The organism is Aeromicrobium sp. REDSEA-S38_B2 (assembly GCF_001628525.1).
Classification (GTDB): Bacteria; Actinomycetota; Actinomycetes; order Propionibacteriales; family Nocardioidaceae; genus Aeromicrobium; species Aeromicrobium erythreum.
On sequence record NZ_LUNH01000033.1, the window covers coordinates 20,287 to 27,494 of the forward strand.

Sequence of the window (7,208 nt, forward strand, 5' to 3'; positions counted from 1 at the left end):
GGCGCATGACCGGCCCGTTCGCGCTGCGCCGCTTCCAGGCCGAGGCGCTCGACGCTCTCGAGCGGGCGCGCGCCGCCGGTCGGCGCAGGTCCTGGGTGTCGCTGCCGCCTGGCGCGGGCAAGACCGTGCTCGGGACGGAGCTGGTGGCGGCGCGGCTCGCCGCCGAGGGGCGTCGGGCTGTCGTGCTCGCGCCCAACACGGCGATCCAGGCGCAGTGGATCGCGACCTGGGCGCGCTACGGCGTCGGCCCCGCGAGCCCGGAGCGCGACCTCGCCGCCGACGTGACCGTCCTGACCTACCAGGCGATCGCGACCTTCTCCCCGGACGACGAGGACGACGACGCGGAGGCGTCGGCAGGTGGGTCGGGTCCGCTCGTGGACCGGCTGCACGAGAACGGACGCGCGCTCGTGGCCGCACTGCGCGAGGCAGGTCCGCTGACCGTCGTGCTCGACGAGTGCCACCACCTCCTCGAGACCTGGGGCGCCCTGCTGCGCGAGGTGCTCGACCCGCTCGAGGACGTGCTGGTCCTCGGTCTCACGGCCACGCCGCCGGGCGTGCTCACCCGTCGACAGGCCGAGCAGGTCGAGGAGCTGTTCGGCGACCTCGCCTACCAGGCCTCGATCCCCGCGGCGGTCCGCGAGGGCGACCTCGCCCCGTTCGCGGAGCTGGCCTGGCTGGTGCGGCCCTCCGCCGAGGAGGAGGCGTGGCTCGCGTCGTCGGCCGTGCGGTTCGCCGAGCTGACGACGGAGCTCCTGAGCCCCGGGTACGGCTCCGTGCCGCTGCTGACCTGGTTCGACCGGAGGATCGGCGAGCTGCCCGTCCCGTGGACCACGTTCGAGCGCGACGAGCCGGCCCTGGCCACGGCGGTGCTCCGGCTCGTGCACGCCGACCTGCTCGACCTCCCGCGCGACGCCGTCCTGCGCGAGCAGCATCGCACCGACCTGACCGCCGAGGACTGGGCGCGGCTCGTCGACGACTGGGTGCGCGGCTGCCTCGCCCGCAGCGACGTCGACGCCGACCGCAGCGTGCTCGAGGACCTGCGCCGGGCCATGCCCGGCATCGGGTTCCGCGTCACGCGGCGTGGGGTCAGCGGGGCGGGGTCCTCGGTCGACCGCGTGCTCTCGCGCAGCGCCGGCAAGATGCGGGCGGCCGCCGCGGTGCTGCAGGCCGAGCGGGACGCGCTGGGCGAGCGGCTGCGCGCGGTCGTCGTCTGCGACCACGAGCGAGCCTCACCCACGTCGTCACTCGTGCTCCGCGACGCCCCCGCCGAGCACGGGTCGGCGCTGGAGGTCATGGACGCCCTCCTCGGCGGCGGCTTCGAGCCGGTGCTGCTCACCGGACGCACCGTCGCGGCCGGGGACGCCACGGCGCGGCGTCTCGTCGAGGTGCTGGGCCGGATCGCCCCGGACCTCGAGCTGCGCACCGAGCCGCTCGAGGGCGCCGAGGACCGGCTCCACCGTCTCGTCGGCCCATGGACCAGCCGACGGTGGACGCCGCTGGTCACGCGGGCCTTCCAGGACGGCCACTGCGACGTGCTCGTCGGCACCCGCGCCCTGCTCGGCGAGGGCTGGGACGCGCCGCGGGTCTCGACGCTGGTCGACCTGTCCACCGCGTCGACGACGTCGGCCGTGACCCAGACGCGCGGTCGGGCGCTGCGCACCGACCCGACCTGGCCCGACAAGGTCGCCACGACGTGGAGCGTCGTCTGCGTCGCCCCAGAGCACCCGGGCGGCGACTCCGACTGGCGCCGCTTCGTGCGCAAGCACGACGGCTACTTCGGCGTCGACGACGACGGTCAGGTCGTCTCCGGCGTCGCGCACGTGGACGCCCGCTTCTCGCCCTTCGTCCCGCCCGATCCCGACCTGTTCGACGTCGTCGCGCTCGACATGACGCAACGCGCTGGGGAGCGCGACGTCGTGCGGGCCCGCTGGCGCGTCGGCGAGCCGTACCGCGACGAGGTCCGGCGAGCGATCCGCGTGCGCCCGGACGACGTCGGGCGGAGCGACGGCGCGGAACCCGCGACGATGCCCGCACCCGAGCCACCATGGGCGCGGATCGGCGAGGACGGTGTCGTGTCCACCGGCCGTTCCGCACGGCTGGAGCCGTGGGACGCCGCGCGCGAGGCCGCCCGCGACCCGGGCCTCGCGGCCCACGCGTGGGTCGTGGCCGACGCCATGTCCCAGGGCGGTCTCGGCGGCCCCGGGGCGGTGGGGGTGCGTGCGGTGGTCGACGCGACCGGCACGTATCGGTTCGAGCTGGACGCCGATGCGGCCACGGCGTCGACCTTCGTCGACCTCCTGGAGGAGCTGCTGGGGCCCCTCGTCGCGCCTCGGTGGCTGGTCGCGCGTCACCAGGCGCCGCCGCCTACCGCAGGCACGGGCTGGCGCGTGCTGCTCGGCCGTGCTCGACCTGTGGCGCGCACCTGGTACGCCGTGCCGACGGAGCTGGCGCGCAACGTCGCACGGCGCCGTGCGTTCGAGCACGCCTGGGCGCGGTGGTTCGGCCCGGCGACGGTCGTCGCGTCGACGTCGGCCGCGGGGGAGGCGGCGCTGACGTCGGCCTACGGCACCACCCCGCTCGACGTCGTGACGCTGCTGCGCTCCAGCTGGTCCTGAACGCGCGTCCGCAGGTCGGAGGTCCGCGGGCGAGCCGGACGCTGCGTCCTAGACTGGCGACATGCCTCCCGTCAACCAGGGTCTCTTCACGCTCGAGTTCCCGCAGTCGCTCGGCGTCTACGACGACTACGCCACGGCGCAGAAGGTCGTCGACCACCTGTCCGACCAGGAGTTCCCCGTCCAGAACCTCCTCGTCGTCGGCACCGACCTCAAGCAGGTCGAGCGTGTCACCGGGCGACTCACCACCAGCCGCGTGGCCGGCGCCGGTGCCGCCTCGGGCGCATGGCTCGGCGTGTTCGTCGGCCTGCTGCTGAGCCTCTTCAGCAGCGAGAGCACCCTGCTGCAGAGCGTCGTCGGCGGGCTCGGCATCGGCATCGTGTTCGGCGTGGTCTGGGCTCTGCTCGGCTACGCCGCCACCCGCGGCCGTCGCGACTTCAGCTCCGTCAGCAGCGTCGTGGCCACGAAGTACGAGGTGCTGGTCGAGCACAAGCACCGCGCGCGGGCGCAGGAGCTCATCGCCGATCTGCCCGAGGCGCGCCAGAACCCCTTCGCCTGACCGTCCCGCGGCCCCGCGCCGTGCCCCTCCGCCCCGCCGACGGCGGTGGGGCGCCACCCAGGAGAGCCATGACCAAGACCAACCCCGGCAACTTCTTCGAGGACTTCCACGTCGGGCAGGTGATCGAGCACGCGACGCCCCGCACGATCACCGACGGTGACCGCGCGCTGTACGGCGCCATCTACCCGACCCGGTTCGCGATCCCGTCGTCGGCGGAGTTCGCGGCCTCCGTGGGTCTCCCCGAGCACCCCGTCGAGGACCTGGTGGCGTTCCACGTCGCGTTCGGCAAGACCGTGCCCGACGTCTCGCTCAACGCCGTCGCGAACCTCGGCTACGCCGAGTGCCGATTCCACCGTCCGGTGCTCACCGGCGACACGCTGCGCACGAGCTCGGAGGTCATCGGCCTCAAGCAGAACTCCAACGGCCGCACGGGCGTCGTCTACGTCCGCTCGACCGCCACCAACCAGCGGGGCGAGGTCGCGCTCGACTGGGTGCGCTGGGTCATGGTGCACAAACGTGACGCCGACGCACCCGCCCCGGAGACCGTGGTGCCCGAGGTGGCCGACGTCGTCGCGCCCGACGACCTCGTGCTGCCCGCCGGCCTGGACTTCTCGGCCTACGACACCACCGCGGCCGGCGAGCCGCACCGCTTCGACGACTACACGGTCGGCGAGACCATCGACCACGTCGACGGCGTCACGCTCAGCGAGTCCGAGCACATGATGGCCACCCGGCTGTGGCAGAACACGGCCAAGGTGCACTTCAACACCGAGGCCCGCCCCGACGGTCGACGACTCGTGTACGGCGGCCACGTGATCTCGCTGGCCCGTGCCCTGTCCTTCAACGGGCTGGCGAACGCGCAGCTCGTCGCCGCGATCAACGCCGGCTCGCACGTGGCGCCCGCGTTCGCCGGCGACACCGTGTACGCCTGGTCGGAGGTGCTCGACAAGGCCGCCCCGGCAGCCTGGAAGGGCACCGGGGTGGGGGCCCTGCGGCTGCGGCTCGTCGCCACCAAGGGACGCGACGAGACGACGACGCTGCGCGGTGACGACGGGAAGTACGCCGAGGGCGTGCTGCTCGACCTCGACCTCTGGGCCCTGGTGCCGCGCTGATGGGTGCCACCCTGGTCCTGGTGCGGCACGGGCAGACCGAGTGGAGCCTGGCGGGTCGGCACACGGGCCGCACCGACATCGAGCTGACCGCGGCGGGCGAGGCGACGGCGAAGGCCCTCGCTCCCGCGCTGGCGGACGTCGACTTCGACCTCGTGCTCACCAGTCCCCGGCTCCGCGCGCGACGCACGGCCGCGCTGGCCGGCTTCACGGAGGCGACGGTCGAGGACGACCTCGCCGAGTGGGACTACGGCGACTACGAGGGACTCACGACGCCGCAGATCCGCGAGTCGGTGCCGGGCTGGACCATCTGGGACCACCCGGTGCCAGGTGGCGAGACCCCCGACGAGGTGGGGGCCCGGCTCGACCGGGTGGTCGAGCGCGTGCGCGCGACGGGCGGCCGGGTGCTCGTCTTCGCCCACGGGCACAGCCTGCGGGTGCTGGCGGCGCGCTGGCTGGGCCTGCCCGTGCAGGACGGGCGCATCTTCGACCTCGACACCGCGACCTACTCCGTGCTGGGCGACGACCGCGGCCAGCCCGTGGTGCAGCGCTGGAACGTCGGCCCGACCCTCTAGCCTGACCTCGTGAGGATCGATCTCCACACCCACTCCAACCGCTCCGACGGGACCGACACGCCCGCCGAGCTGGTGGTCAACGCGGCGCTCGCCGGGCTCGACGTCGTGGCGCTGACCGACCACGACGCGACCACCGGCTGGGACGAGGCGCGTGCTGCGGGCGAGCGGGAGGGTGTCGTGGTGGTGCCGGGCATCGAGATCTCCACGACGTTCCACGGCGAGAGCGTGCACCTGCTGGGCTACGCCTTCGACCCGGCGCACCCGCCCCTGGTCGAGGAGCTGGAGCGGGTGCTGGGGGGCCGTGACCAGCGCCTGCCGCGCATCCTCGCCCGGCTGGCCGAGCACGGCATCGACATCACCGAGGAGGACGTCGCGCTGCAGTCGGGAGCCGCGGCGGCGTCGGGTCGTCCGCACATCGCCGACGCGATGGTCGCGAAGGGCTACATCGGTCACCGTGACGAGGCGTTCCAGGGCTGGCTGAACAGTCGCGGCCGCGCGTACGTCGAGCGCTACGCCGCTCCGCTGCTCGGCGCGGTGCGGCTGCTGAAGGACGCCGGCGGCCAGGCGGTGGTCGCCCACCCGTGGTCGCGTGGCAGCGACCGCGTGCTCACGGCCGACGCCTTCGAGGAGCTGGCGGCCCTCGGCCTCGACGGCATCGAGGTCGACCACGTCGACCACGACGACGTCGCCCGCCGCGGCCTGCGCGACGTCGCCCGCGCCCTCGACCTCGTCGTCACCGGCTCCAGCGACTACCACGGAACAGGCAAGTCGTCGGCCTTCCACCTCGGCGCCAACCTCACCGACCCGGGGGAGTACGAGCGCCTCCTCGGCTGACCCCTCGGCGGTGGATCCGCCACCTCCTGAGCGCTCGTGAGGTGGCAGAACCACCGCTGGGGAGGCTGAAGGCGGCAAGGGTTCTCCCTTCTCGTGGACCGTGCCGCGAGAAGGGAGAATCTCGTGTCTCCCCAACGCAAAGGGCACCCAGGATTCTTCGTTCACGCGGGCGAGGCCGAACGCTTCTGCCTTCACGACGGGATCCCGTAGCAAACGAAGCATCCTTGGCCCTGTGACGCGCGAACGCAGAATCCTGCGTCCACCCCAGCACCCATCCACAGCCCGAGACCCCAGACCAGCGCCGTCGCCAGTCGCCCGGTCGAGGCCCTCTCGGAGCGCAGGCCGGCGAGGAGCCGGGCCGACGTGCCGGCAGATCGACGAGAGCTCGACGAAGGCTCTTGAGCATCTGCTCAAACTCTGTCATGCTTCAACTGAGCGACCGCTCAAAAAAGGAGGCACGCATGGACACCCCGACGACCACCCGACCGCCCACCGGCACCGACGTGATCTGTCGCGTCTGGCTGGGAGGACTGTGCTGGGGCCCGGTGACGGCCGCGGGGGTGGTGCTCGGCTGGATGGTGTCCGGGGCCGTCCTCGACGGAGTCAGCGTCGCCGACCTCGACGAAGGGGTGGCGATGCTGCTGATCCTGATGGTCGTCGCCGTACCGATCGGGCTGCTCACCGGACTCGTGGCGGGCCTGCTCGCCGGCCTGCTGCTCGTCGCCGTCCGCCCGCTCGGCGACGTCGCGCCCTGGCTCGTCTGCGCCGTCACCCTGGTTGGACTGGCCCTTGCGTGCAGCGCCTTCACCGGACCCGGGAACGAGTTCACCTTCGTCCTCGCCGTCCCGGTCTGCCTGCTCTCCGCCTGGCCGGTGCTCCACACGCTCCGGAAGGCGCTGCGCCCCACGACGGCACGTCGATGACGTCGTCGACCACGCGGCTAGGCTCGGTGCGTGAGCGACGACCCCCGCACGCTGGCCACCCGGCGCCGACTCCTCGACGCCACGATGCAGACCATCCGCGAGCAGGGCATGGCGAAGCTGTCGGCCCGCACCATCGCCGCCACCGGCAGCGTGAACCAGGCGCTGGTCTTCTACCACTTCGGCACCGTCGACGGGCTCGTCGCCGAGGCCTGCCACGTGCTCACCAGCGAGCGGGTCGACCGGCACCGGCCCGCGCTCGACGCGGTCACCACCTGGGCCGGCCTCATCGACGTCGCCGAGCAGGTGCGTGCCGACGAGCGCGAGGAGGGCAACGTGGCCGTCCTCGGCCAGATCCTTGCCGCGTCCCACGGCAACCCCGACCTCGCGACCGCCGCGGGTCGGGCGATCGGGCTCTGGACCGGCGCGGTCCGCCCCACGCTCGAGCGGCTGCTCGCGACGTCACCCGTGGGCGAGCTGTTCGACGCCGACGTGCTCACCGACCTCGCCGCGTCGGCCTTCGTCGGCATCGAGCTCATGGAGCCCACCCGGACCGGGGAGGGCCGGCAGGCCGACGACCCGCTCGCCCGGCTGCGGCC

The 7,208-nt window shown here is 73.5% G+C and carries 7 protein-coding genes; all 7 read left to right on the plus strand.

The features are described from left to right. The first annotated feature begins 5 nt into the window (after positions 1-5). Positions 6-2,615: a DEAD/DEAH box helicase family protein gene (locus A6Q81_RS08280; protein WP_286690147.1), complete on the plus strand. Its 2,610-nt coding sequence runs from the start codon at positions 6-8 to the stop codon at positions 2,613-2,615. Positions 2,616-2,676: 61 nt separating this feature from the next. Continuing rightward, positions 2,677-3,171, plus strand: coding sequence for a YflT domain-containing protein (locus tag A6Q81_RS08285; protein WP_067855831.1), 495 nt, complete (start codon positions 2,677-2,679; stop codon positions 3,169-3,171). A gap of 68 nt (positions 3,172-3,239) precedes the next feature. Beyond that, entirely contained in the window at positions 3,240-4,283 is a 1,044-nt protein-coding gene (locus A6Q81_RS08290) for a MaoC family dehydratase (protein WP_286690148.1), read from the plus strand. Then, positions 4,283-4,855, plus strand: coding sequence for a histidine phosphatase family protein (locus A6Q81_RS08295; RefSeq protein ID WP_286690149.1), 573 nt, complete (start codon positions 4,283-4,285; stop codon positions 4,853-4,855). Before A6Q81_RS08290 ends, A6Q81_RS08295 begins: the two co-directional genes overlap by 1 nt. Before the next feature lie 9 nt (positions 4,856-4,864). Next, entirely contained in the window at positions 4,865-5,689 is an 825-nt protein-coding gene (locus A6Q81_RS08300; RefSeq protein ID WP_286690150.1) for a PHP domain-containing protein, read from the plus strand. Positions 5,690-6,150: 461 nt separating this feature from the next. Continuing rightward, positions 6,151-6,612, plus strand: coding sequence for a hypothetical protein (locus A6Q81_RS08305; protein WP_067855843.1), 462 nt, complete (start codon positions 6,151-6,153; stop codon positions 6,610-6,612). 30 nt (positions 6,613-6,642) lie between these two features. Further along, on the plus strand, positions 6,643-7,208 hold a 566-nt coding region (locus A6Q81_RS08310), incomplete at its 3' end, for a TetR/AcrR family transcriptional regulator (protein WP_286690151.1).

What these genes read in the sequence shown, in the direction of transcription:
- A6Q81_RS08280 (WP_286690147.1), top strand. Translation starts at nt 6, where the DNA reads ATGACCGGCCCGTTCGCGCTGCGCCGCTTCCAGGCCGAGGCGCTCGAC.
- A6Q81_RS08285 (WP_067855831.1), top strand. Translation starts at nt 2,677, where the DNA reads ATGCCTCCCGTCAACCAGGGTCTCTTCACGCTCGAGTTCCCGCAGTCG.
- A6Q81_RS08290 (WP_286690148.1), top strand. Translation starts at nt 3,240, where the DNA reads ATGACCAAGACCAACCCCGGCAACTTCTTCGAGGACTTCCACGTCGGG.
- A6Q81_RS08295 (WP_286690149.1), top strand. Translation starts at nt 4,283, where the DNA reads ATGGGTGCCACCCTGGTCCTGGTGCGGCACGGGCAGACCGAGTGGAGC.
- A6Q81_RS08305 (WP_067855843.1), top strand. Translation starts at nt 6,151, where the DNA reads ATGGACACCCCGACGACCACCCGACCGCCCACCGGCACCGACGTGATC.